We start from the raw sequence: 22,426 nt of genomic DNA, 5'->3' as shown, positions 1-22,426 counted from the left end.
GCGAAGCGGCCTCCGAGTGCAGCGAGGTGGGCGCATGAGCGAGGACCGCACCAGGAACCTCCGCATCGGCGGCCTGACCGCAGCCGAACTCGCCGCCCAGCGCGAGGCGGAGCAGGACCGCCAGGGCCGGATCATCACCTTCTACTCGTACAAGGGCGGCACCGGGCGCACCATGGCGCTCGCCAACACCGCCTGGATCCTGGCGGCCAACGGCTTCCGGGTGCTCACCGTCGACTGGGACCTCGAGGCGCCCGGCCTGGCCAAGTTCTTCCACCCGTTCCTCGACCCGGCGGTGCTGGCCGGCACCACCGGCATGATGGACCTCATCGCCGAGTACCGGGAGGAGGCACTGCGGCCGGTCGAGCACGCCGAGGGCTGGCACCTCGACTTCGCCCGCGTCCACCCGCACGCGCTCTCGCTCTCCTGGCCGCTGTTCCCCGACGGCGGCAGCCTGGACTTCCTCTCCGCCGGCCAGTTCAACCGGGACTACTCCGAGGCCGTCACCCACCTCGACTGGGACATCTTCTACGACCGCTTCGACGGCGGGCAGTTCTTCGACGCGCTCCGCGCCGACATGAGCAAGCGCTACGACTACGTGCTGATCGACTCCCGGACCGGCCTCTCCGACATCGCCGAGATCTGCACCGTCCAGATGCCCGACGACCTGGTGGTCTGCTTCACCCTCAGCGACCAGTCGATCGACGGCGCCTCCCGGATCGCCCAGCACATCCACGACCGCTACCGCGAGCGCGGCATCCGCATCCTCCCGGTGCCGATGCGCATCGACGAGGGCGAGAAGGAGAAGGCCGACGCCGGGCGGGCGCTGGCCCGGATCCGCTTCGACGGACTCCCGGCCGGCGTGCACGGCGAGGACCTCGCCCACTACTGGGGCTCGGTGGAGATCCCGTACCGGCCGTTCTACGCCTACGAGGAGATCCTCTCCACCTTCGGCGACCAGGGCGGCACCCAGACGTCGATGCTCGCCGCCTGCGAGCGGCTGACCGGCGTGATCACCGAGGGCCGGGTCACCTCGCTGCCCGCGGTCGACGAGGAGGTCCGGCTGCGCTACGTGGACGCCTTCACCCGGCGCCGCCCCTCCGTGCCGGCCGACCTCTACCTCTCGTACGTGCCCGAGGACCGGATGTGGGCGGACTGGATCGAGTCCATCCTGACCAGGGCCGGCTTCCGCGTGCTGCCGAGGGACCTGAGCGCCGGCTCGGACCCGCGCCACGAGACCGAGCGCGGCATCGACGCCGCCTACCGGACGGTCGCCGTGCTCTCGCCCGCCTACCAGCGCTCGCCGCAGGCCCGCGCGCTCTGGGAGTCCGTCGTCAGCTCCGACCCGTCCGGCACCCGCCGCCAGCTCGTCCCCGTCCGGGTCGGCGACGTCCGGCTCACCGCGCCGTTCAGCAACCGCAACCCGGTCGACCTGGTCGGCCGGGACGAGACGCAGTCCGTCCAGACCCTGCTGCGCGCGCTGGGCCGCGGCGACGTGCCGCTCGCCGAGACCACCGGTACCGGCCCGCGGTTCCCCGGCAGCAAGCCGCAGGTCTGGGACGTGCCGCCGCGCAACCCGTCCTTCACCGGCCGCGCCGCCGTTCTGGAGCAACTGCGCAACCAGCTGCGCGGCGGCATGGCCGCCGTCCTGCCCACCCCGCAGACCCTGTACGGGCTCGGCGGCGTCGGCAAGACCCAGGTCGCGCTGGAGTACGCGCACCGTTTCATGTCCGACTACGACCTGGTCTGGTGGATCGACGCCGAGCAGACCGAGCTGGTCGCCCCGGCCCTGGCCGACCTCGCCCGCCGGCTCGGCCTGCGGGTCGGCGACTCCGTCACCGAGGCCGCCGAGGCCGCCCGCGAGGCGCTGCGCCGCGGCGTGCCCACCTCGCGCTGGCTGCTGATCTTCGACAACGCCGACGAGCCCTCCGAGATCCGCCGGTTCTTCCCCGGCGGCTCCGGCCACATCCTGGTCACCTCCCGCAACCAGGCCTGGTCCGGGCACGCGGAGGCGCTGGAGGTGGACGTCTTCACCCGTGGCGAGAGCGTCGAGCACCTCTGCCGGCGCGCCCGCGGCCTCTCCCGCCCCGACGCCGACCGGGTCGCCGAGGCGGTCGGCGACCTGCCGCTCGCCGTCGAGGTCGCCGCCGCCTGGCTGGACACCACCGGCACCCCGGTCGACACCTACGTCGCCCAGCTCCAGGCCGAGGCCGCCCGCGCCCTGGCCGGCGCCCGGCCGGCCGACTACCCGACGCCCGTCGGCGCGACCTGGAACGTCTCGATCGGCCGGCTGCGCACCCAGTCCCCGGCGGCGGTGCGGCTGCTCCAGCTCTGCGCGTTCTTCGCGCCCGAGCCGATCTCGATGAACCTCTTCTACAGCGACCAGATGATCCGCGCGCTCGTCCAGTACGACGCCGACCTCAGCGACAAGTTCATGCTGGGCAAGGTCATCCAGGCGATCGGCCGGTACGCGCTGGCCAAGGTCGACGCCGGCACCAACAGCTTCCAGGTGCACCGGCTGGTCCAGGCGGTCATCCGGGCCGAGATGACCGAGGACGAGCAGGAGGTCGCCGTCCACGAGGTGCACCGCATCCTCACCGGCGCCCGCCCCGTCCTCGGCGACACCGACGACCCGGCCAACTGGCCCGCCTTCGACGAGATCTGGCCGCACCTGTCGCCGTCCAAGGCGCACAACTGCGACGAGGCCGACACCCGGCAGCTGCTCATCGACCGCGTCCGCTACCTGTGGAAGCGCGGCGAACTGGACCGCGCCCGGGACCTCGGCCACGCCCTGGACTCCGAGTGGACCGGCAAGCTCGGCGAGGACGACCGGCAGACCCTGCTGCTCCGCTTCCAGCTCGCCAACGTCCTGCGCTCGCAGGGCAACTACGCCGAGGCGCTGTCCCTCGACGAGGCCACCCTGGAGCGCCAGCGGGCCCTGCTCGGCGAGCACCACCCGTACACCCTGATGACCGCCGGATCGCTCGGCGCCGACCGGCGGGCGCTCGGCCGGTTCCAGGCCGCGCTCGACCTCGACCGCGAAATCCTCGACCAGTTCCGCGAGTTGTTCGGCGACGACAACCCGCGCACGCTCTCCATGGCCAACAACCTGGCGATCGACTACCGGCTCGTCGGCGACAGCGAGGCCGCCCGCGAGCTCGACCAGGAGACGCTGGACCGGCGCACCGCCGTGCTCGGCCCGCGCCACCCGTACACCCTCTCCACCAAGTCCAACCTCGCCCGCGACCTGCGCGAACTCGGCGACTACCGGGGCTCGGTGGACCTGCTCCAGGAGGTCACCAACGACCTCGGCGACGTGCTCGACCCCGACCTGCCGGAGAACCTGCGCAACGCCAAGTCGCTGGCGGTCTCGCTGCGCCGCACCGGCCAGCTCGCCGAGGCCCGCCGGATCACCAAGGAGACGTACGAGCGCTACCTGGAGCGGTACGGCGCCGACGCGCCCGACGCGCTGGCCTGTGCGCTCAACCTGGCCGCCGACCACAGCGCCTCCGGCGACAAGGAGGCCGCCCGCGACCTCTGCACCACCGTGTACGACGGCCACCGGCGGCTGTTCGGCGACGAGCACCCGTTCACCCTGGCCTGCGCCAACAACCTCGGCATCTACCTGCGGGGCAGCGGCGACATCCGGGGCGCCATCGCCCGCGGGGTGGCCACCGTCGAAGGGCTGACCGAATCGGTCGGCGCGGAGCACCCGTACACCCTCAACGCGATGATCAACCTGGCCAACGCGTACGGCGAGGACGGCCAGATCAGCAGGGCCGAGGAGCTCGGCCGCCTCGCGTACGCGGGCCTGTGCGAGCGCTACACGCCCCGGCACCCGGACGCGGTGGCCTGCGAGGCCAACCTGGCCGTCACCCTGCGCGCGGCCGGCCGGCACACCCAGGCGGCCGAGCTGCGGGCCAAGGCGATCGCCGAGCTGATCCGGCAGTTCGGCGAGGAGCACCCCAACACCGTCTCGGCACGCGGCTGGAAGCGGATCAACCGCGACCTGGAGCCGCAGCCGGTCTGACGCGAACACACCGGCCGGGGCCCGGGGGTACGCTGCGGGACTTATGAGCGAGCAGCCACTGCCCCCGGTCCTGGTCACCCGCCGCCTCGCGCCCGGGGTGATCGAGCGGCTCACCGCGCACCACGCGGTGACCCACCACGACTCGGACGTACCGATGCCGCGCGCCGAGCTCCTGGCCGCCGTCCGCGGCCGGTCGGCGGTGGTCACCACGCTGGACGACGTGGTGGACGTCGCGTTCCTGGACGCGGCCGGCCCGGGCCTGCTCATCGTCGCCAACCACGCGGTCGGCCATCACAACGTCGACCTCGCCGCCTGCGCCGAGCGCGGCGTGCTGGTCTCCAACACCCCCGGCGTGCTCACCGCCGCCACCGCCGACATGGCCTGGGCGCTGCTGCTGGCCGCGACCCGGCGCCTCGGCGAGGGCGAACGGTGGCTGCGCTCCGGGCGTCCGTGGGCCTGGGCGCCGGACTTCCTGCTCGGCCTGGAGCTGGCCGGCACCCCGCTGGGCGTCCTCGGCATGGGCCGGATCGGGCAGGCGGTGGCCCGCCGGGCCCGCGCCTTCGACATGCCGGTCGGCTACCACAACCGCTCCGAACTCCCGCCCGAGCAGGCCGAGGGCGCGCGGTGGCTCCCGCTGGAGGAGCTGCTCGCCACCTCCACCGTGCTGGTGGTGACCTGCCCGCTGAGCGCCGCCACCCGGCACCTGCTGGACGCCCGCCGGCTGGCCCTGCTCCCGCCCGGGGCGGTCGTGGTCTCGATGACCGCCGGGGTGGTGGACGAGGAGGCGCTCGCCGCCGCGCTGGAGTCGGGCGCGCTGTTCGCCGCCGCCGTGGACAACTTCGAGCACGAGCCGGCCGTGCCGTCCGCCCTGCTCGCCCAGGAACGCGCGGTGCTGGCCCCGCACCTGGGCAGCGCCACCGTCCGGACCCGGCAGGCGATGGGCGGGCTCGCGGTGGAGAACGTCCTGGCGGTGTTGGCCGGCGGCGAGCCGGTCACCCCGGTCAAGGCCTGAGGGCCCGACCGCCCGCCGAGGTGTGGCCGGCCGCCCAGGCCAGCGCGGTGGTCATCACCCGGAACGCCCCGAAGTGCGCGGCGCCGGGCTCCAGGAAGAGTTCGGCGCCGGGGATGTGGTCGGCCAGCCAGCGCGAGTGGTCGACCGGCGAGAACTGGTCGTCGGCGCCGTGCCAGAGCCAGGTGGGCACCGTGATGTCCTGCACCTTGAAGCCCCAGTCGGCGGTGAACGCGAGCACGTCGTCGATCCAGCCGTCGGCGCCGTGCCGGAACGCCTCGCGGTAGTTGCTCTGCAGCATCCGCCGCAGCCCGGTGTCGGCGACCACCTCGCGGTCGGTGGCCGGCAGCTCCGGCCGCAGGCCCTTGAGCAGCCGGACCGGGTCGGCCTTGATCTGCTCGGAGCGGAACCGCATCGCGTCGGCGATCCGGTCGTGCCCGCGCTCGGCCTCCCGGTACGCGCGGACGTTGGACGGGGTCATCCCGCCGTACCAGTCCAGCCCGGCCGCGTTCCGGGGCGCCAGGCCCACCAGCACGGCGACCCGGCCGACCCGGTCGGGCAGCAGCGCCGCACAGGCCAGCGCGTGCGGGCCGCCGCCGGAGCGGCCGAGCACCGCGAAGCCGCTCAGCCCCAGCTCGTCCGCGATGGTCCGCACGTCGGCCGCGGCCGCACTGACCCGGCGGCCTGGCAGCCGGGTGGAGTCGCCGTAGCCGGGCCGGTCGAAGGAGATCAGCCGGATGCCCAGGCGGTACAGCACGGTGTTGCGCGGGTGCGGGCCGATCCGGCTGCCGGGCATGCCGTGCAGCAGGAACACCGGCCGGCCGCGTGGGTCGCCCAGGGTCTCGACGGCGATGGCACGGCCGTCCGGCGCCTTGACCATCCGTAATGACACGCGCGGCCTCCTCGGTACGGGGTACTGCTGTTCGGTGGTCCCGGTCTGTTCGGTGATCCTCGTCCGCGCTGGTCCCGGCTCAGTGGTCCCGGTCGGTGGTGCCGCGGACCTCACGGCGGGCCTGCCAGGTGGTGTGCTCCCGGGAGACCGCGTCCTCGGCGTCCCGGGCCAGCCGGGCCCAGATCTCCTCGGCGTCGGACGACGTCACGTCCAGCTGGGCCAGCTGGCTGCGGATCAGCTCCAGCTCGTCGGCGGCCAGCCCGTACGCGGCGGCCAGCGGCCGGTACTGGCGCAGCTGCGCCCAGGCGGCGACCGAGGCGGCCACCGCCGAGACGGTGCCGAGCGCGTCGTAGCCGAACTCGCCCATCGCCCGCAGCACCGCCAGCACCAGGCCGAGCAGCGGCAGCACCACGCCCAGGACGCCGGTCCAGAAGCCGGCCCGGGCGCAGTACCGCGCCTTCGAGCGGTACCAGTCGTGCTGCACCTGGATCCGCTCCCGCAGGTACACCTCGCGGCGCACCGCCAGCGGCTGGTCGCGCAGGTCGCGCATCGCGTCGGTGATCCGCGCCCCGCCGTCCTCCGTCCCGGCGGCGCCCATCGCCCGGCTGCCCCGGAAGGCGTTCAGCACCCGGCCGAGCTGGAAGCTGTACAGCCCCTCGGCGTCCGGCAGGCTCCGCGGCGGCGGCTGGTACGCATCGGCCCGGACGCTGAACTTCCAGGCCAGCGTCTTCACCGACTCGGCGGCCGCCCGGCCCTCGTACCAGAGGCCCTGCGGGTTCTGGCGGCTGATCACCACGGCGAGGGCGATCGCACCGAGGTAGGCCGCGGCGGCCGGCCAGGCCCAGGGCGTGCCGTCGGCCGAGCCGAACGCGGCGGCGGCGACCAGCAGCACCAGCTCCCACGCGGAGAGCAGCACGGACCGCCGCTGGCCCTGCAGGGAGGCAGAGTCGGCGGACCAGAACAGCGCGGGCATCAGCTCCTGCTCGCGCACTCTTCCCATCGGACCCCCACCCGACGCCATCCTCGGCCCCCACCCGTCGCTCCGGTCGCACCGCTGTCCTGCCCCGCCCGCCGTGCCGGTACGCCTGGCCCGGGCCGGCTCCGGCCGCATTGGCCGGGATGCCGCCGCAGGTTGTCCGGTACCCGGGCACCCGCCCTCAGTACGTGTAGAAGATCCGGTCCGCGTTGTCGGCCATCTGCTTGGCGTTCCACTCGGTGCCGCCGGGCACGTTGCCGGAGCGGAACAGCGGCGGGGCGGCCCCGGCGCCGGCCGCCGCCGCGTCGGCCAGCCGGCCGACCGCCGTGGCGACCACGGCCTGCATCAGCGCGCTGGTCACGATGGTGGAGACCGGGCCGAAGGAGGTCTCGGCGGCCGGGTGGGTCAGCTCGCCGTCGCCGACCGCGATCTTGCTGTCCAGGACGACGTCGCAGTGGTCCTTCAGGTACGTGCCGGAGGGGTGCGCCGAGGGCACCTCCTCCGGGTACGCCAGCGAGGTCACCCCGATCACCTTCAGCCCGCGGGTCCGGGCGTACTGGGCCAGCTCGACCGGCATGACCTGGCGGCCGGAGAGCGAGATGACGAAGAGGAGGTCCCCCGCGGTGGCCGGGGTGAGGTCCAGGGTGGTGGTGGCCAGGCCGGAGACGCGCTCCAGCGCGCTGGCGAGCGGGGCCGGCATCACCGTCACCCCGGCCATCCCGGGGACGTCCAGCAGGTTGACCGGGACGAGCCCCCCGGCCCGGTAGACCACGTCCTGGGCGGCCAGCGAGGAGTGGCCGGAGCCGAAGGTGAAGATTCGGCGTCCTTCGGTCACCGCCTCGGCCAGCAGCGCGCCGGCCGCGTCGATGGTGTCGGCCTCCTCGGCGCGGACCCGCTGGAGGTGGGCGATCGCGGCGTTGAAGTACCGGCCGACCAGGTCACTCATCGGTTGCCTTCGCTCTCTGCCGGCGGGGGAGCCGGCCGGGTGGGGAGGCCTGGGTGGTCCAGACCGCCGATGGAGAAAGCTACGGCGAGCACCGTGCTGCCTCACCGGTGCCGCTGTCAACAGGAACGAAATGCGGCCCCCGGGGCCCCTGCGCGGGCCCGGTTGTCGTTGCCGTACGTCAGAATTGGCGGTGAGGACACCGAAGAACGGAGCCAGCGGCGATGTCTGGGCTGATCGACACCACTGAGATGTACCTTCGCACCATCCTGGAGCTGGAGGAGGAGGGCATCACCCCGATGCGCGCCCGGATCGCCGAGCGTCTGGAGCAGAGCGGCCCCACGGTCAGCCAGACGGTCGGCCGGATGGAGCGCGACGGGCTGCTCCGGGTAGCGGGCGACCGTCACCTCGAACTCACCGAGGAGGGCCGCCGGCTCGCGGTGCGCGTGATGCGCAAGCACCGCATCGCCGAGTGCCTGCTGGTCGACGTGATCGGCCTGGAGTGGGAGCAGGTCCACGAGGAGGCCTGCCGCTGGGAGCACGTGATGAGCGAGACGGTCGAGCGCAAGGTGCTCGCCATGCTCGGCCACCCGACCCAGTCCCCGTACGGGAACCCGATCCCTGGCCTGGACGAGCTGGGCGACGCCAAGGCGGAGGGCGAGGGCTTCGACGCCGCGCTCGTCCCGCTGGACACGGTCCGCCCGGGCGACGCCGGGGCGGACGTCGTGGTCCGCCGGATCGGCGAGCCGATCCAGACGGACGGCGAGCTGATGCGCACGCTGCGCCGGGCCGGGATCCGGCCGGGCTCGACGGTGCGGGTCACCGCCGGGGTCGGCGGGGTGCTGGTCGGCACCGGCGACACCGCGGCCGAGCTGGGCAAGGAGATCGCCGCGCACGTCTTCGTCGCGCAGGCCTGACCCTCCCCGACAGCGCAGTGACGACAGAGCAGTGAGCAGGGCCCGGTGCATCCCCGTGCACCGGGCCCTGCTCGTCCTCCCCGTCCCTCCCTGTCCCACGGTGCTTCCGTGACACCGGCCTCCCCGAACCCGGCCGGTGTCACGGCCCCTCCGTTCCCTCCCGTCCCTCCCGTCCCCTCCGTTCCCTCCCGTCCCCTCCGTTCCCTCCCGACCGCCCCGCCCGGCTTCCCCGTCCGAGCGTCCCTTCCGGCGTCCCCTCACGGTGGAATTTCTCCCCTCGGCAGATCATGGCAATCCTTGAGCGTTGTCACTCGTACGAGGGGCTTTCGCCGTTGACCAGCGGGTACACCGAAGCCTTATCCGCACATGCATGTGACGGGCCCCGCCTCCGGTGGGAGGCAAGGCCCGTCAGTCGCGCGCGGGGTGTCGCGCGTTGCGCACCCTCACCCGATAGGCGTAGGGCGGCCGTTCACGGGACGGTGAATCTCCGGGCCGGGCCCGGAGACCGTCCGGCCCAGCACGGGCCCGGGTGGCTCAGCGCACCGCCGCCGGCTGGGCCGGCTGGGGGTGCGCCGACGGGGTCTCGCGACCGCAGGCGTAGGCGAGCGGGCTGATCAGCTCGGCGGCGTCCGGCAGCCAGCGGTTCAGCACGGAGGGCGAGCGGGCCCACTGGGCGAAGCCGGACGGGCCGACCCGGGACGGCGGGGCCACCGTCCAGTCGCCCTCGCCGCGGGCCACCAGGTCCAGCCGGCCGGGAGGCCAGCCGAGCTTGCGCAGCATCTCCGGCAGCTTGGCGGCCACTCCGGGCAGCACCAGGAAGTGCAGCCGCCGGCCGGAGCGTCCGGGGGCCGCCGGAACGGCCACCACCGGGCCGAGCTGGAGGTCCATCCGCTCCATCCGGGCCAGCGCCAGGCAGCCGGCCACCTCAGGCACGTCCAGGACGTCGAAGGAGCGGCCGGTGGGCAGCAGGATCGAGGCGTCCGGGCGTTCGGCCCACCAGCGCCGCACCGCGCCCGGGCCGGCGCTCGCCTTGCGCGCCCAGTCCGAGTCGATCGGGTGCGCGCCGGGCAGCGGGCAGCGGGCGTCGCCGCAGGAGCAGCGGGCCGGCCCGTCGCCGTCGATCAGCCAGGCGCCCGGCGCGACCTCCCAGTGCCGGCTCTCGGCGTAGCTGACGGCTTCGATGAGCAGCGGGGGCAGTCCGGCGGTGCCGCCCTGGTCGGGGGAGTCTGGGATGTCTTCCACGCGGTGCACAACTACCGTGCGTGAGGCTGGTTACGGCCGGGCGTGGGCGGGTCTTGCGCGTGGTGGCAATGTCACCCGAACCGGTGAGGCAACCGAGTTGGCGCGACCGGGGTGGACCGGGGTGGGCGCAGTGGGGGCGCACGGGGGCATTTCCCAGGGCGCGCGGGGGGTGGGGATCGTCACCGTGGGTATCCCGGTGGCGTTGCTGATCGCTAACCTGGTGTCAGATTCCTTGGACGGTCGGACAGTCGGCAACAGATCAGCAGAATCGTCGCCCGCCGGCCGGGACCGGAGGGTGTGGGGAGGCGAAGCCCAATGGCCGCGAGACCACTTGTCGCACGACAGCCCAACGAGCGTCTGCAGCAGCTCATTCAGGAGGCCAGCTGCTCCAATGCCGGCCTGGCGCGGAGAGTCAACCTGTGCGGCGCGGAGCACGGCCTGGACCTTCGGTACGACAAGACGTCCGTCGCGCGCTGGCTCCGCGGCCAGCAGCCGCGCGGGCAGGCCCCGGCGGTCATCGCCGAGGCGCTCGGCCGCAAGCTGGGGCGGAGCGTGTCGGTCGAGGAGATCGGCATGGCCGACGGCAAGAACCTCAGCTCCGGGATCGGGCTGCAGTTCGCGCCGACGCTGAACGCCGCGCTGGAGCAGGTCTGCGAGCTGTGGCGCAGCGACGTCGGCCGACGGGACTTCCTGACCGGGGCGACGGTGGCGGCCTCCGCGCTCGTCGAGCCCAGCCGCGACTGGCTGATCACCCCGCCCGACCCGGTGGTGGCCCGTACCGGCGGCCCGCGGGTCGGTCCGACGGACGTCGCGGCGATCCGGGCGACCACGGCGATGCTGGTCGACCTCGACCACCGCTTCGGCAGCGGGCACGTCCGCCCGGTGGTCGTCCACTACCTCAACAGCGTGGTCTCCGGCCTGCTGGGCGGCGCCTACCGGGAGGAGACCGGGCGGCAACTCTTCGCGGCGGTCGCCCGGTTGACCGAGCTGGCCGGCTACATGGCGGTGGACACCGGGCAGCCTGGCCTGGCCCAGCGCTACTACATCCAGGCGCTGCGGCTCGCCCAGGCAGCCGATGACCGCGGCTACGGCGGATACGTGCTGGCGGCCTCGATGAGCCACCTGGCGGCGACGCTGGGCAACCCGCGGGAGATCGCCCAACTCGCCCGCGCCGCGCAGGAGGGTGCCCGCTCGGTGGCCACCCCGACGGCGATGGCGATGTTCTACGCGGCCGAGGCGCGCGGCCACGCCCTGCTCGGCGACGCCCGCTCCTGCGAGGCGGTGGCCGCCAAGGCGCTGGAGGCGATGGAGAAGCGCCGCCCGGAGGACGACCCGGACTGGATCGTCCACTTCGACGACGCCTACCTCGCGGACGAGCTGGCCCACTGCCACCGCGACTTGGAGCAGGCCGGCCAGGCCGAGCACTACGCCCGCCGGGCGCTCGACCTGCACCCCCCGACCAGGGTGCGGCGCCGGGCGGTCGACCTCGTCCTGCTGGCCACGGCCCAGCTCCAGCAGCGCGACCTGGAGCGGGCCTGTGAGACCGGCGCCCAGGCGGTGCGGCTGCTGAGCGGGCTGCGGTCCAACCGGGGCGTGGAGTACCTGGACGAGTTCCGGCGGCGACTGGAGCCGTTCCGGGAGCAGCGGGTGGTCCGCGAGTTCCAGGCCCGGGCCGAGGCGGAGGCCGCCTGACCTGGACGGAGGGCGCGTCGTCGGCGCGCACGTGAGGGGCCGGTGAGGGATGGACCGCCCACGTGGTCACCCGGTTCGGCGAACCGGTAGCGTGGGCGCGACGTCCAAGGAACTGTGATGCTCCCAAGAACCGACGAGATGTGGTCCGCCGTCAGCGCGCGGTCGTGCACAGGTGAGGAATCGCGTTGAGCCAGCGCCGCTCGTACCCCAACTCGGGTGACTTCAACCTGGACGATCTGTTTCGCCCGGAGCCCGGCCAGCCGCAGGGCCAGGGCGGTGTGCCGGGCCAGGGTGCGCCGGGCCAGCAGCCGCCTGCCGGGCAGCAGGCCGGTCCCGCGATCGGACAGCCGCACCTGCCGCCGGCCGGTCACCCCGCCGGTCAGCCGGAGTACCTCGGCGAGGGCGCGCACGCGCTGCCGACCCAGGCCATCCCGGCCCAGGGCGCCCCGTGGGGCGGCGCGCCGCAGCCCGGGTACGGCGCCGCGCCGCAGGCCGACCCGGCCCCGGCCACCCAGTACCTGCCGCCCTACCCCACCGCGGACCCGCAGGCGGCCGGCTACCCGCCCCAGCCCGGCTACCAGCAGCCCGCGCCGGGGCAGGCCTACCCGCAGCAGGCGCAGCCGGCCTACCAGCCCGCCCCGCAGGAGTACCCGGCCCAGCCCGAGTACAGCGGGCAGGACTACCCGACCGGCCCGGTCCCGGCCCGGGGCGGCGGCAACGGCGGGCGTTCGTCCGGCAAGCTGATCATCGGCGGCGTGGTGGCCGGCTGCGCGGCGGCCGGCATCCTGGTGGCCGTCCTGATGAGCGGGGGCGACGACAAGTCCCCCGGCAAGGAGAAGCAGGCCGCCCCGGTGGCCACCGGCAGCAGCACCTCCACCGGTGCGCCGACCGCGAGCGGCTCGGCGGCGACCGTCAACCCGGAGGTCAAGGCACAGGCGCAGCCGCTCTCCGACCTGCTCGGCACCGCCAGCGACAGCCGCACGGCGGTGGTCAACGCGGTGGGCGCGGTTCAGAAGTGCGACAAGCTGCCCGAGTCGCAGCAGGCCCTGGCCGACGCCGCGGGCAAGCGCCGGGAGCTGCAGACCAAGCTGGCGGCGCTGAAGACGGACAAGCTGCCGGGCGGCCCGCAGCTGGTCGAACAGCTCAACGCGGCCTGGACGGCCTCGGCGACCGCCGACGACGAGTACGCGGCCTGGGCCACGGACATGCAGGCCGCCTGCGACGCCAAGAAGGCCGACAACCAGCACTACAAGAACGCGGTCCAGGCCAGCAGCACGGCCACCAACGCGAAGAAGCAGGCCTCCGCCCTCTGGAACGCCATCGCGGGCCAGACCGGCCTGCCGACCCGCGGCGACGGGGATCTGTAGGCGAGAGCCTCCCCGCGGCCGCCGGCCGGCCCCGGGAGCTCCGGAGGGGCCGCCCGGGTCGCCCGGGTACGGCCCCTCTCGGTACGGTGCCTCCCGGGCAGGCCTCTGCCGTTCAGGCCCCTCCCGTTCGGGCCCCTCCCGGGCGGGCCCCGGTCACGCAGGCGGCCTGCCGCCGGTGAGCACCCAGCGCACGTCCACGAAGCCCGGCTGCTGCAGGGTCATCCGCCCGCCCTTGACCACCTGGTACGTCACCCAGGTGTTCACCAGCCGCGGCGACTCGGTGCTCGGCAGCATGTTGGTGGTGCCCCAGTTCAGCGGCGGGGTCAGGCCGACGTCGATCTGCTCGCCGCCGTCCAGCAGCCCGGTCACCGTCTTGGAGGTGACCGTCCGGCCGGCCGCGTTCAGCCGGTCGACCGCCTGCCGGAACACCTCGTAGGCGACCCAGGTGGTCTGCACCCCGGGGTCGGAGACGTCGATGGCCCGGCCGCCGGCGGCGTCGCTGCGGACCACCGCGCGCAGCGCGTCCCAGGTCTTGGCCGACTCGGGCGGGTACCAGCCGGTCACGTAGGCCCCGGCCAGCGGGCCGCTGTCGCCGCCGGTGGAGTCGACCACCGACTGCTGGACGCTGCCGATCACCGAGGCGATCTTGGTGTTCCTCGGGCCCAGCCGGCGGTAGGAGTCGAGCAGGTTGCCGGTCGGCTCGGCGCCCAGCGCGGAGGTGAGGCAGTTGCCCGGCTCGTCCTTGCCGATCGCCTTGCGGGCCACCGGCGTGTAGTCGGGGGACTGCTCCGGCGCCTTGACGTCCAGCAGCTTGATCCCGGCCGGCTTGAGCGCGTTGGCGAGGTAGCCGAGCAGGTTGTCGCCGGCCGGGGTGTCCGGGCGGACCAGCGAGACGGTCTTGCAGCCGGCCTCCACCAGTTGCCGGCCGCTGCCGCCGATCAGCGCCGGCATGCCGCCGGCCACGGGGTACGACAGCGGGCTGCTGAACTCGGGCTGGGAGAGCCCGTACCCGCCGATCAGGGGGACGCCGGCCCGCTCCAGGATCGGCATGAAGCGGTCGCCGTACTGGCTGTACGAGCCGATCACGGCGACCGCCTTGGCGTCCACCGCCTGCTGGGCACAGGCCGTGGCGCCGTCGGCGGTGTTGTGCTCGTTGCAGGTGAGCACGCGGAGCTTGCGGCCGTTCAGGCCGCCCTTGGTGTTGAGGTCCCGGCCGATGGCGTCGGCCAGCGTGGTCATGCCGGGCCGGTCGGCGGCGCCGGTACCGGACGGCGCCCAGGTCATCACGGTCAGGTCGCCGGCGTCGTTGGTGGCGGCGGCATCGGCCGGTCCGCCGCACGCGGAGGCCGAGAAGAGGGCGGGGAGCAGCGCCACGGCGGTGGCGGCTGCGGCGATCGGGCGGCGGCGACGCCGTACCGCGATCGGGTACTGAGCCTGGGACGAGCTCCTTCGGCTGGTCATCGGTCTTCCCTCCCGGGGCGCTGTGCTGCGCACCGGCACAAGCCAAGCCCCGGCGTCACACGCCGAGAGGGCCGAAAAGGGAACGGACGGCAAACGGCGGCCGAACTCCGGGCAGGGACGCGTGTAGAACCGGAGTAGAGCACGAACGGTCGGGGAACGTACGATCGTCCACCATGTCCGCCAGCACAGATTCTTCGCATCGGTCTGCCCGAAACCCTTCTCGTCCGGGCCACCGCTCCAGCACGATGGGCGGCATGCCGCTCAACGATCTGCCCTGGTGGCGCTGGCGTGCCCGACTGCGCTCGGCGCTGCACATGCTTTCCGACCCCGGGTTCCAGCAGGAGACCTGGCTGGCCGGCCGTGAGGGCTTCGGTGACGTGACCGACGCCGTCTACCGGCTGGTGGAGGACACCTGGCTGGACCGGTGGTCGGCCGAGAAGTACGTCGGCACGATCTTCCGCGACTCGGCCGAGGCCACCGTGGTGGATGTCGCGGTTCTCCGGGTGGTCCGGATCCTGCACGAGGTCGGCGCGGACGCCCCGGCCTCCGCGTACCTCGGCCACCACGGCTGGCCGGAGGCGGTCCGGGCGGCCCGCGAGGCGCACGTCAAGCTGGCGGTCAACGACGGCGAGGACCCGGACGCCCGCCCGCGCTCGCTGGACGTGCTGCGCATCCTGACCTCGTCCTGACCCGGGCCGGCGCTGACGCTGCCCGGCCCTGCGCCGGCGCTGCCCTGCTCCGGCGCTGTCCCGGCCTTGTCCCGCTCCGCCCCGAGGCCGGTGCCGCAGGGCTCCGCTCCGCCCCGAGGCCGCGGGGTGGGCCGGGCCGTCCCGGAGTGCGGGCAGCGGGACGGTGGCTGTCCAGGATGTGACACGCTGGACCACTCACCAACAGCACGACCTCAGGACGGGAACCCCCCACCGTGGAACAGCAGCCGGCCAGCGCCCAGTACGTCCTCACGCTGTCCTGCCCCGACAAGCAGGGCATCGTCCACGCGGTCTCGAGCTACCTCTTCATGACCGGGTGCAACATCATCGACAGCCAGCAGTTCGGTGACGGCGACAGCGGGCTGTTCTTCATGCGGGTGCACTTCTCCGCCGCCGAGCCCGTCACCGTGGACAAGCTGCGGGCCAGCTTCGCCGCGATCGGGGCCTCCTTCGGGATGGACTGGCAGATCCACCCGACCGACGAGCGGATGCGGATCGTCCTGATGGTCAGCAAGTTCGGGCACTGCCTGAACGACCTGCTGTTCCGCAACCGGATCGGCGCGCTGCCGGTGGAGATCGCCGCGGTGGTCTCCAACCACACCGACTTCCGCGACCTGACCGAGGGCTACGGCATCCCGTTCCACCACATCCCGGTGACCCGGGACACCAAGGCCGAGGCGGAGCAGCAGCTGCTGGACCTGGTCGCCAAGGAGAACGTCGAACTGGTCGTGCTGGCCCGCTACATGCAGGTGCTCTCGGACGAGCTCTGCACCGCGCTCTCCGGCAAGGTGATCAACATCCACCACTCCTTCCTGCCGAGCTTCAAGGGCGCCAAGCCGTACCACCAGGCGCACGCCCGTGGCGTGAAGCTGATCGGCGCCACCGCGCACTACGTCACCGCCGCCCTCGACGAGGGGCCGATCATCGAGCAGGAGGTGGCCCGGGTGACCCACGACATCACCCCGGACCAGCTGGTCGCGCTCGGCCGGGACGTCGAGTGCCAGGCACTGGCCCGCGCGGTGAAGTGGCACAGCGAGCACCGGGTGCTGCTCAACGGCACCCGTACGGTGGTCTTCGCCTGACCGTCCGGGCCGGAGGCACGCAGCTGCGGGCCGCGGGCCAGGGCCCGCATGCCCGCAGCCCTGTGTGCCTCCAGGCCTACGGCTGAACGGCTCGACGCTCCACGGCCCTACGGCCGCGAGAGCAGCGGGGCCGCGTGGAGCACCTCGCGGATCGCGGCCCGGTCGCCGTGCGCGCCCACCGGCAGCCGGTCCGGGTCGCGGTGTGCGGCGGCCAGCTGGCAGAACTCCAGCCCGTCCAGCACCATCGCGGCCACCGGCTCCCCTCCGGACGGGCCGCTCTCCGGGCCGTCCAGCGGTATCAGCCACTCACCGGCCGCGGGGCCGTCGATCACCAGCCGGACCTGCCGGCCCGTCCGGCCGTCCCTGCCCGGCGCAGCCGCGGGCGCCCCGGCGTGCTCGGGCCGTGCGGCACGCAGCCCGGCCAGCGCCGCCGGGAGCATCCGGACGGCCAGGTCGACCATCTGCCGCAGGTGCTGGGGCGCCGGCGGGTCGTACGGGTACGCCACCGCGCGGGCCACGTCCTCGCCGTGGACGTAGCACTCGAAGGCCCGGTCGACGAAGGCGTCGCGCAGCGGGACGGTCGCGAAGCCGTAGTCGACGGGCGTGTTGCCCTGCGGGGCCAACGCGGCGGTGCGGACCAGCTCCTGGCAGTGCCGGCGCCACCGGGCGCGCACCGTCTGCGGCGGCAGGCCGGCCTGTTCGGCGGTGAGCCGGGCGGTGCGCTCGGTGATCCCGGCGAACGGCGGGCCGCCCTGCGGCGGCACCCGGGGCGCGGGCGGGGCCGCCTCCTGCAGCGGTACCCGGCGGCCGGCCGGTGGTGTGGGGGTGCCCGGGACGGGGTCGGGCAGGCCGAGGGCGACGGCCAGATAGCCGTCCACGGCGGCGAGATGGCAGAGCACCTCGGCCGGGCGCAGGTACTCGGTGCCGCCGTGCCAGGGGAGTTCGGCCACCTCCTGCCACTCCTCCGGGCCGAGGTCGCGCAGCAGTGCGTCGAGCTTGGCGGTCTCGGCGGTGTAGGGCGCGCCCCAGGCGGGGACGGGCAGTTCGGCGGGGCGCCGGGACAGGCACCAGTCGAGCACCTGCTGGCGCAGCGATCCGGGCTGGTCGAGCGGTTCGTCGACGGCGAGCCAGCCGGCGGCCTCGCGCAGCCGGGCGGCGTCCTCGGCGCAGTCCGGGCAGGCCCGCAGGTGGCGTTCCAGCTCGGCGGCCTCGCGGCGCGGGCAGGCGCCCAGGGCCCAGGCGCCGAGCAGCGAGCGCAGGGCCTCGTGCTGCTCCTCGGTGGTCGTCACGTGCCCCCGTCCTCGTTCCGGTGCCGGTCGTCGGGCTGTTCGTCCTGCTGTTCCCCGTGGTGCTGGTGCCCGTGCTGCCCGTCGCCGCGCTGCCGGGCGTCGCCGCGCCGGTCGTCGCCGTGCCGGGCGCGCCGCTGGCGGTCGCGCTCCTCGGCGAGTTCGGTGGCCAGCAGCTCCAGGCCGAGCCGCATCCGCTGCTTGGCGATCTGCTCGCTGACGCCGAGTCGCCGGGCCGTCTCCTGGTAGGTGCGGCCGCCGTAGTACGACACCGTGATCGTCTCACGCAGGCTCTGCGGCAGGGAGTCGACGGCGATCTGGATCCGGGCGGCGGTGGCCACGGTCCGGATCTCCTCCTCGACGGGTGAGACCTCGCCGTAACTGCCGCTGCCGGAGGCGTCGTTGGCGATCGGTCTGTCCTCGCTTCCGTCGCTGTCCCCGCCGGCGAGCGGGGCCTCGGCGGCGCGCCGGAGACGGAGCCGGTCCACCGCGCGGCGGTGGGCGAGCGAGCCGATCCAGGACCGGAGTGAGCCCTGTGCCGGGTCGAAGGCCTCGGGGTGCTCCCAGACATGGGCGAATATCTCGCGGGTGAGCTGGGCGGCGGCGGCCTGGTCGGCCAGTATCCGCCCGGCCAGCCCGTGCACCATCGGCGCCAGCTGGTCGTAGAGTTCGCCGAGGGCGGTCTCCTCGCCCCGGGCGAGCCGGCGTTGGAGCTGTTCGTCCCAGCGCGGGGCGCTGCCGGGGGTGGCCATCGTCAACCACCCTCCTGCCATGGGGTTCGCTGCCGTACCCAACGGTATCTTGCGCTCTTCCGGGGCCGGGTGGATTCCGGGCAGAACGGGAGCCCGCAGTTTCGGATCGTCACATCGGGGGATCTGCCGCCGATCCTGCTGTTCGAAGGCCGTTGGACATATGTCGCACGGGTGGTTCGCGAGTGGCGGGCCGGGTACCGGGGGCGTCCGGCGGTAGGTTCGCCACTGCGTGTCCGGCCGGTCGGCCCCCGGTCGGACGAGCGCCGGTGCGAGGCTCGCGAGAGTGAACGGAACAGTATGCACTGCCCTGTCCCCCGATCGCTGGAATATGCCCGAAGCGCTTGCTGCGGTCCGCCCGCCGACTCATCCTGAGGCGTATTCGTGTCGCAGCCAGTGCGCGACGGACGAGGTGGCGCGGGTGCGACGTACCGGGTTGACGTGCGGCGCGGCCCGGCATGCGGTGGCCCGGCGCGCGCCAGGGCCGGCCGGCTGGACGACCCGGCCCGATCGAGACGACGGCCGAACTGCGAGTGCGGGTGGTGGAGCGGTGCAGGTTCTTCAGGTACAGCTGGCGGTGCAGGCGGACCCCGCCGAGGTCGGCCGGGCCCGCCGCTGGGTGCGCTCACGGCTGCTCAACCACGGCGTTGATCCGGATGCCCCGATCGCCGAGACGGTGGTGCTGGTCGTCTCCGAGCTGGTGACCAACGCCGTGGTGCACACCGGCTGTCCGGCCGTGCTCCGGCTCTGCTTCCCGATGGACGACGTCACCACGGGCTCCGGCCCGGCGCACGGCTCCGCGGTGGGGGGCGTGGGCGGTGGCGGTGCGGTCGGCGGCGGTGCGGTCGGCGGTGGCGTGCGCGAGACGGTAACCGTCGGCCCGCTCCGGGTCGAGGTCGCGGACGCCAGCCAGGCCGCCCCCGCCCCCCGGCACGCCGGCGCGGACACCGACGCCACCAACGGACGCGGCCTGGAGCTGGTCGAACTGCTCTGCGACCGCTGGGGTTGGTATCCGGACGGTTCGGGCAAGCGGGTCTGGTGCGAGATCGGCGCGGACGCCCGGCCGGTGGACCCGCTGACCACCGTGGACTGGGCCGCGCCGGCGCAGTGACGACTCCCGCGGGACGCCGGGCGATCACCCGGCGATCATCGGGCCGAAACCTGACGCAACCATTCCGAATTTCGGACAAGCCATTGACGTGACGTATCCGACTGATCACTCTTGGGAGCAGCTCTCCGTCGCGAGGGGACGCCGAGGGAACACCCGAACGCCGCTGCGGTGCTGCTGTCCAGGGGGATCATGTCAGCAGGGGGGCCGTGGTCTGCCGATCGCGCGGTGGCTCCTTGGCGAGTGCGGAGCGCGGTTGCGCGGGTTCAGGGCCCGTGCGTCGCGGTTGGATGGCGGCCTGCCGTGCCGTGCTCGGGGTGCGTGCGGCCTGCCGCCATCCAATCCGTCCACTCCCGGGGGCGTGTTTCGGCCACCGGCGGGACCACTTTTCCGGCTCCTCGGACCACGGCGCCCGCTGGCCGTCAGCCAGTGGGCTCGACCGTGCGGAAGGTGCGCCGGTACGCGCTCGGCGCGACGTCCAGTCGGCCGCGCAGTCGGAGCCGCAGTGAGGCGGCCGTCCCGAATCCGGACTCCCGGGCCACCTGGTCGATCGTCATGTCGGTGCGTTCCAGCAACTGCCGGGCCCGTTCGGTGCGCTGGACCGTCAGCCACTGGCCCGGGCTGGCGCCGGTCTCCTCGCGGAACCGCCGGGTGAAGGTCCGTACGCTCATGCCCGCCCGGTCGGCGAGCAGACGCAGCGGCAGCGGCTCGTCCAGGTGCTCCAGCACCCAGGCCCGGACGGCGGCGGTGCCGGGTCCGGTCTCGGCGGCCGTGCGGGGGAGCGTGACGTACTGCTTCTGTCCGCCCTCGCGCCACGGCGGGACCAGGCAGGTGCGGGCCACCGTGTTGGCCACCGCGCTGCCGTGGTCGCGCCGCACGATGTGCAGGCAGAGGTCGACGCCGGCCGCCACCCCGCCCGAGGTGAGCACGTCGCCGTCGTCCGTGAAGAGCACGTCCGGGTCGAGCCGGACCTTCGGGAAGAGCGCGGCGAACCGGCCGGTGTAGCTCCAGTGGGTGGTGGCCGGGCGGCCGTCGAGCAGGCCGGCGGCGGCCAGGACGAAGGACGCGGTGCAGATCGAGACCAGCCGGGTGCCGGGCCGGATCCGGGCCAGTGCGGCGATCAGGGCGGGGCTGAGCTCGGCGTCCACCTCCTTGGGGCCCGGATCGGTGGAGGCCGGGATCACCACGGTGTCGGCCCGTTCCAGCAGTTCGGGCCCGTGGTCGACGGCGACCCGGAAGTCGGTGCTGGTGGCGACGGGCCGGCCGTCCACGGTGCAGGTGGCCACCTGGTAGAACGGGACGCCGTCGGCGTCCTTGGCCGACTCGAAGATCCTTGCGGGGATGCCCAGTTCGAAGGCGATCACCCCGTCGAGGGCCAGTACCGCGACCTTGTGCGCCACCCCGGTCTCCCTTCCCGTGCCCCGATGCAGTGCCTCAGCGTACGCCGGTCGCTGGCCCGATCCTTGCGAAAGCTGGCAGTCAGGCCAGTCGTGGGCGTTCGGGCTGTTCGGGAGACTCGGCCGGGTGAACGAACCGGACGCCCCCGCACCCGCACCCGCACCCGCCCCCGCACCCGCCCCCACCTCCGTCGCCTCTCCCGGCGCCCCCGCACCCGCACCCGCCCCCACCTCCGTCGCCTCTCCCGGCGCCCCCGTCTCCGTCGCGTCCCCTGCCCCCCGCGGCGCCCGCAAGCCGCGGCCGCACTACGCCTGGGTGGTGGCCGCCGTCTCGCTGCTGGTCCTGCTCGGCTCGGCCGGGTTCCGCTCCACGCCCAGCCTGATGATGGACGCGCTGCACAACGAGTTCGGCTGGTCGACGGGGACGATCTCCAGCGCCACCTCGGTCAACCTCACCCTCTACGGCCTGACCGCCCCCTTCGCCGCCGCCCTGATGGACCGGTTCGGCGTCCGGCTGGTGGTGGTCTGCGCGCTGCTCACCATCTCGGTCGGCGCCGGCCTCACCATGCTGATGCGCGAGCCCTGGCAACTGGTCCTCTGCTGGGGCGTGTTGGTCGGCCTGGGCAGCGGTTCGATGGCCGGTGCCTTCGCCACCACGATCACCGGCCGCTGGTTCCGGGCCCGGCAGGGACTGGTCACCGGCGTGCTGACCGCCGCCGGCGCGGCCGGCAACCTGGTCTTCCTGCCGCTCGGCGCCTGGCTGGTCGAGGAGCACGGCTGGCGTTCGGCGGTGGTGGTCGTGTCGCTGGCTGCCAGCGCGGTCGCCGTCCCGGTGCTGCTGCTGATGCGCGAGCGCCCGGCCGACCTCGGCCTGCTCCCGTACGGGGCCACCGAGGCACCGCCCGCGCCGGCGGCGGACGGGCGGGCAGTGGCCCGCTCGCTGCGGGTGCTCCGCCAGGCCTGCCGCAGCCGGGCGTTCTGGCTGCTGGCCGGTTCCTTCGCGATCTGCGGCGCGACCACCGCCGGCCTGGTCGGCACCCACTTCATCCCCGCCGCCCACGACCACGGCCTGCCCGTGACCACGGCGGCCGGCCTGCTGGCGCTGGTCGGCGTCTTCGACGTGGTCGGCACGATCGCCAGCGGCTGGGCCACCGACCGCTTCGACTCCCGGAGCCTGCTGGTCGCCTACTACGCGCTGCGCGGGCTCTCGCTGGTCCTGCTGCCGCAACTGTTCGCCGGCACGCTGGAGCCGCCGATCCTGGCCTTCGTGATCTTCTACGGCCTGGACTGGGTGGCCACCGTGCCGCCGACCGTCGCGCTCTGCCGCCGGCACTTCGGCGAGGACGCGTCGATCGTCTTCGGCTGGGCGCTTGCCGGCCACCAGATCGGCGCGGCCGTGGTGGCCGGCCTGGCGGGCCTGGCCAGGGACGCGCTCGGCACCTACGACCTGGCCTGGTACGCGGCCGGTGGGCTCTGCGCGGTCGCCGTCGTGCTCTGCCTGGCGCTGCGGGGGAACGGCGCGGCCCGGCCGGTCCCGGCACTGTCGTAAGGGTCGGGTAGGCTCCGCGGCC

At 74.0% G+C, this 22,426-nt stretch carries 17 protein-coding genes; 9 read left to right on the top strand and 8 right to left on the bottom strand.

Annotated elements, in window-relative coordinates:
* Window positions 1–34 precede the first annotated feature (34 nt).
* On the top strand, window positions 35–4,027 hold the full coding sequence (gene fxsT, locus OG286_RS17415; RefSeq protein WP_396324431.1) for an FxSxx-COOH system tetratricopeptide repeat protein: 3,993 nt from the start codon (window positions 35–37) through the stop codon (window positions 4,025–4,027).
* 43 nt (window positions 4,028–4,070) lie between these two features.
* A complete protein-coding gene (locus OG286_RS17410; RefSeq protein ID WP_396324432.1) occupies window positions 4,071–5,039 on the top strand; it encodes a 2-hydroxyacid dehydrogenase in 969 nt (322 codons plus the stop codon).
* Here the strand turns inward: OG286_RS17410 and OG286_RS17405 are convergent.
* From OG286_RS17405 to OG286_RS17395, 3 genes are all read right to left on the bottom strand, one after another.
* Window positions 5,029–5,916 (bottom strand): alpha/beta fold hydrolase, encoded by an 888-nt coding sequence (locus OG286_RS17405; protein WP_396324460.1) that lies wholly within the window; start codon window positions 5,914–5,916, stop codon window positions 5,029–5,031. The genes OG286_RS17410 and OG286_RS17405 overlap by 11 nt on opposite strands.
* Before the next feature lie 91 nt (window positions 5,917–6,007).
* Window positions 6,008–6,919 carry a DUF4231 domain-containing protein gene (locus OG286_RS17400; RefSeq protein WP_396324433.1) on the bottom strand — a complete coding sequence of 304 codons (912 nt, stop codon included), beginning with the start codon at window positions 6,917–6,919 and terminating at the stop codon, window positions 6,008–6,010.
* 166 nt (window positions 6,920–7,085) lie between these two features.
* Window positions 7,086–7,850 carry a sugar isomerase domain-containing protein gene (locus OG286_RS17395; RefSeq protein WP_396324434.1) on the bottom strand — a complete coding sequence of 255 codons (765 nt, stop codon included), beginning with the start codon at window positions 7,848–7,850 and terminating at the stop codon, window positions 7,086–7,088.
* A gap of 221 nt (window positions 7,851–8,071) precedes the next feature.
* Here OG286_RS17395 and OG286_RS17390 point away from each other — a divergent pair, with 221 nt between their 5' ends.
* Window positions 8,072–8,764: a metal-dependent transcriptional regulator gene (locus tag OG286_RS17390; protein ID WP_396324435.1), complete on the top strand. Its 693-nt coding sequence runs from the start codon at window positions 8,072–8,074 to the stop codon at window positions 8,762–8,764.
* A 534-nt stretch (window positions 8,765–9,298) separates the two neighbouring features.
* On the opposite strand, the gene OG286_RS17385 is transcribed toward OG286_RS17390, so the two are convergent.
* Window positions 9,299–9,997: a bifunctional DNA primase/polymerase gene (locus tag OG286_RS17385; RefSeq protein WP_396324461.1), complete on the bottom strand. Its 699-nt coding sequence runs from the start codon at window positions 9,995–9,997 to the stop codon at window positions 9,299–9,301.
* A 324-nt stretch (window positions 9,998–10,321) separates the two neighbouring features.
* Between OG286_RS17385 and OG286_RS17380 the strand changes: the two genes are divergently transcribed.
* Entirely contained in the window at window positions 10,322–11,698 is a 1,377-nt protein-coding gene (locus OG286_RS17380) for a transcriptional regulator (RefSeq protein ID WP_148643299.1), read from the top strand.
* A gap of 185 nt (window positions 11,699–11,883) precedes the next feature.
* Entirely contained in the window at window positions 11,884–13,065 is a 1,182-nt protein-coding gene (locus OG286_RS17375; protein ID WP_396324436.1) for a hypothetical protein, read from the top strand.
* 153 nt (window positions 13,066–13,218) lie between these two features.
* On the opposite strand, the gene OG286_RS17370 is transcribed toward OG286_RS17375, so the two are convergent.
* Entirely contained in the window at window positions 13,219–14,526 is a 1,308-nt protein-coding gene (locus OG286_RS17370) for an ABC transporter substrate-binding protein (RefSeq protein ID WP_396324437.1), read from the bottom strand.
* Between the two features lie 173 nt (window positions 14,527–14,699).
* Here OG286_RS17370 and OG286_RS17365 point away from each other — a divergent pair, with 173 nt between their 5' ends.
* Window positions 14,700–15,215: an SCO4402 family protein gene (locus tag OG286_RS17365; protein WP_396324438.1), complete on the top strand. Its 516-nt coding sequence runs from the start codon at window positions 14,700–14,702 to the stop codon at window positions 15,213–15,215.
* Between the two features lie 233 nt (window positions 15,216–15,448).
* On the top strand, window positions 15,449–16,315 hold the full coding sequence (gene purU / locus OG286_RS17360; RefSeq protein ID WP_396324439.1) for a formyltetrahydrofolate deformylase: 867 nt from the start codon (window positions 15,449–15,451) through the stop codon (window positions 16,313–16,315).
* 107 nt (window positions 16,316–16,422) lie between these two features.
* Here the strand turns inward: purU and OG286_RS17355 are convergent, their stop codons facing one another.
* Both OG286_RS17355 and OG286_RS17350 read right to left on the bottom strand, forming a co-directional pair.
* The gene (locus OG286_RS17355; RefSeq protein WP_396324440.1) at window positions 16,423–17,604 is read right to left on the bottom strand and encodes a zf-HC2 domain-containing protein; all 1,182 of its coding nucleotides are present in this window, start codon (window positions 17,602–17,604) and stop codon (window positions 16,423–16,425) included.
* Window positions 17,601–18,353 carry a sigma-70 family RNA polymerase sigma factor gene (locus tag OG286_RS17350; protein ID WP_396324462.1) on the bottom strand — a complete coding sequence of 251 codons (753 nt, stop codon included), beginning with the start codon at window positions 18,351–18,353 and terminating at the stop codon, window positions 17,601–17,603. Before OG286_RS17350 ends, OG286_RS17355 begins: the two co-directional genes overlap by 4 nt.
* A 547-nt stretch (window positions 18,354–18,900) precedes the next feature.
* Here OG286_RS17350 and OG286_RS17345 point away from each other — a divergent pair.
* On the top strand, window positions 18,901–19,461 hold the full coding sequence (locus tag OG286_RS17345) for an ATP-binding protein (RefSeq protein ID WP_396324441.1): 561 nt from the start codon (window positions 18,901–18,903) through the stop codon (window positions 19,459–19,461).
* A 419-nt stretch (window positions 19,462–19,880) separates the two neighbouring features.
* Here the strand turns inward: OG286_RS17345 and OG286_RS17340 are convergent, their stop codons facing one another.
* Window positions 19,881–20,858, bottom strand: coding sequence for a GlxA family transcriptional regulator (locus tag OG286_RS17340; protein ID WP_396324442.1), 978 nt, complete (start codon window positions 20,856–20,858; stop codon window positions 19,881–19,883).
* 124 nt (window positions 20,859–20,982) lie between these two features.
* On the opposite strand from OG286_RS17340, the gene OG286_RS17335 reads away from it, so the two are divergent.
* Window positions 20,983–22,404 carry an MFS transporter gene (locus tag OG286_RS17335; RefSeq protein WP_405365448.1) on the top strand — a complete coding sequence of 474 codons (1,422 nt, stop codon included), beginning with the start codon at window positions 20,983–20,985 and terminating at the stop codon, window positions 22,402–22,404.
* The last annotated feature ends 22 nt before the right edge of the window (window positions 22,405–22,426 follow it).

This window comes from Kitasatospora sp. NBC_00039 (assembly GCF_045160625.1).
GTDB lineage: Bacteria > Actinomycetota > Actinomycetes > Streptomycetales > Streptomycetaceae > Kitasatospora.
The sequence above is the reverse complement of the archived record's forward strand: the minus strand, read 5'-3'. Positions and strand labels throughout refer to the sequence as shown.

What these genes read in the sequence shown, in the direction of transcription:
- OG286_RS17365 (WP_396324438.1), top strand. Translation starts at nt 14,700, where the DNA reads ATGTCCGCCAGCACAGATTCTTCGCATCGGTCTGCCCGAAACCCTTCT.
- OG286_RS17350 (WP_396324462.1), bottom strand. Translation starts at nt 18,353, where the DNA reads ATGGCCACCCCCGGCAGCGCCCCGCGCTGGGACGAACAGCTCCAACGC.
- OG286_RS17370 (WP_396324437.1), bottom strand. Translation starts at nt 14,526, where the DNA reads ATGACCAGCCGAAGGAGCTCGTCCCAGGCTCAGTACCCGATCGCGGTA.
- OG286_RS17410 (WP_396324432.1), top strand. Translation starts at nt 4,071, where the DNA reads ATGAGCGAGCAGCCACTGCCCCCGGTCCTGGTCACCCGCCGCCTCGCG.
- fxsT (WP_396324431.1), top strand. Translation starts at nt 35, where the DNA reads ATGAGCGAGGACCGCACCAGGAACCTCCGCATCGGCGGCCTGACCGCA.
- OG286_RS17380 (WP_148643299.1), top strand. Translation starts at nt 10,322, where the DNA reads ATGGCCGCGAGACCACTTGTCGCACGACAGCCCAACGAGCGTCTGCAG.
- OG286_RS17390 (WP_396324435.1), top strand. Translation starts at nt 8,072, where the DNA reads ATGTCTGGGCTGATCGACACCACTGAGATGTACCTTCGCACCATCCTG.
- OG286_RS17405 (WP_396324460.1), bottom strand. Translation starts at nt 5,916, where the DNA reads ATGGTCAAGGCGCCGGACGGCCGTGCCATCGCCGTCGAGACCCTGGGC.
- OG286_RS17395 (WP_396324434.1), bottom strand. Translation starts at nt 7,850, where the DNA reads ATGAGTGACCTGGTCGGCCGGTACTTCAACGCCGCGATCGCCCACCTC.